The following is a 1,447-nucleotide window of genomic DNA, read 5'->3' as shown; positions in this document are numbered from 1 at the left end:
TAGACAAAAAAAATTAAGTGCCAATAGAGTTAAGTTTTGGCATAAACTTCTTGAAAATCCTCATCAAAATTTACATCTTGTTTTTGTTAGTGAATATTTTAAAGATGAATCTTTGGGCGATTTGGGATTGAGCTTATCAAAAGATAGATACTCCATAATACATAATTATATAGATGAAAATATATTTAAATATCAAGAAAAATCAGAAAATTTACGAACCAAAATTTTAACCATACGGCCATATCATTCGCGTAAGTACGCGAATGATATGGCCGTTAAGGCAGTGCAAATACTATTCACAAAACCATTTTTTAAAGATTTAGAGTTTTGTTTTGTGGGGGATGGGGATCTATTTGATGAGACTACAGAGCCTTTGAAAAAATTTAATAATGTAAAGATAGAAAAAAGATTCTTAACTCAAGAAGAGATAAAGTCATATCATGATAATTATGGAATATTTCTAACTCCTACAAGAATGGACTCTCAAGGTGTGAGTAGAGATGAGGCTATGAGTAGTGGATTAGTAGCTATCACAACTAATGTAGCTGCTATACCTGAGTTTGTAGATAATAGCTGTGCTATTGTAGTAGAACCAGAAAATCCTAAAGCCTTAGCAGATGCTATAGAGTATCTATATCATAATCCAGACGCCTTCTTAAAACTATCAAAAGCAGGAAACAATAGAGTTAAATCTCAAAGCGGATTTAAACAAACTATATTAAAAGAGATGGAGCTAATAAGTGAGTAAGAGCAAAGTGCTTATATTTGGCTCCTGTGTTAGTCGTGATGCTTTGGAATATGATAAAGATAACTCATTTGAGTTAGTAGGCCACTTTGCTAGAAGCAGTTTTGCTTCTTTAATTTCAAAACCATGTATAGATTTAGAAGTTATAAATTCTATTGAGTCGAAATTTCAAAAACAGATGGTTTTACAAGATATGAATAAGAGCTTTTATCATTATATTAAAAATAATGAATTTGATATTTTGCTTGTGGATTTGATTGAAGAGAGATTTCATCTAGTTTTAAATGAAGATGGCTCTATGCTAACCTACTCTGCAGAGTATAAAACCGCACAAAAAAATAATGTTAAGCTACTTAATAGATACCATGAAAAGAAATTTAATTTATGGTTTAGGGGTTTTTCAAGACTGATAAGTATCTTAAAAGCCTTAAACAAACTAGACAAAATATATATAAATGAAGTTTTTTGGTCTAATAATTTAAACTTAATATCACAAGATTACTTAGAGCAATCAAATGCTTTTTTATCTAAAATGTATGAAAAAATAGAGCAATACATACCAAAAAGCCAGTTTATAACATACGATAATAATCTCTTTTTTTGCGACCCAAATCATAAATGGGGGGGGGCGCCGTATCACTACTGCGATGAACTTTATCAATCAACAATTAAGCAATTAGAAAAGATTAAATAGGTTTTATA

Annotated in this window: 2 protein-coding genes; both read left to right on the top strand. The window is 30.1% G+C overall.

From position 1 onward, the window contains the following. Positions 1-748: glycosyltransferase family 4 protein (locus tag CSUIS19072_RS08360; protein WP_141083172.1), on the top strand; the 748-nt coding region annotated here is incomplete at its 5' end. Then, entirely contained in the window at positions 741-1,439 is a 699-nt protein-coding gene (locus CSUIS19072_RS08355) for a DUF6270 domain-containing protein (protein ID WP_337212269.1), read from the top strand. The genes CSUIS19072_RS08360 and CSUIS19072_RS08355, both read left to right, overlap by 8 nt. Positions 1,440-1,447: the final 8 nt, after the last annotated feature.

This window comes from Campylobacter sp. RM19072 (genome assembly GCF_024723485.1).
Lineage (GTDB): Bacteria > Campylobacterota > Campylobacteria > Campylobacterales > Campylobacteraceae > Campylobacter > Campylobacter porcelli.
The sequence above is the reverse complement of the archived record's forward strand: the minus strand, read 5'-3'. Positions and strand labels throughout refer to the sequence as shown.